Genomic DNA, 240 nt, shown 5'->3' with positions numbered 1-240 from the left:
TCGCGGATCATCCTGCAGGTCGAACTTCCCCTGGCGCTGCCGCTGATCCTGGGCGGGATGCGCGGGGCGATCCTGCAGGTCGTGGCCACGGCCACGATCGCCGCCTACGTGAATTTGGGTGGGCTGGGCCGCTACATCTTCGACGGGCTGGCCCTCTTCGACTACGGCGAGGTGCTGGTCGGTGCCGTGCTGGTCACCGGCCTCGCACTGGTGCTCGACGGATTGCTGGCCCTGCTGGCC

At 68.8% G+C, this 240-nt stretch carries 1 protein-coding gene; it reads left to right on the top strand.

All coding sequences use genetic code 11. The features are described from left to right. The coding region (locus ACIPUB_RS20185; RefSeq protein ID WP_407609013.1) for an ABC transporter permease subunit at window positions 1-240 on the top strand (240 nt) is incomplete at both ends.

The sequence above is a fragment of the Paeniglutamicibacter sp. ORCA_105 genome, assembly GCF_045798545.1.
Lineage (GTDB): Bacteria > Actinomycetota > Actinomycetes > Actinomycetales > Micrococcaceae > Paeniglutamicibacter > Paeniglutamicibacter sulfureus.
The sequence above is the reverse complement of the archived record's forward strand: the minus strand, read 5'-3'. Positions and strand labels throughout refer to the sequence as shown.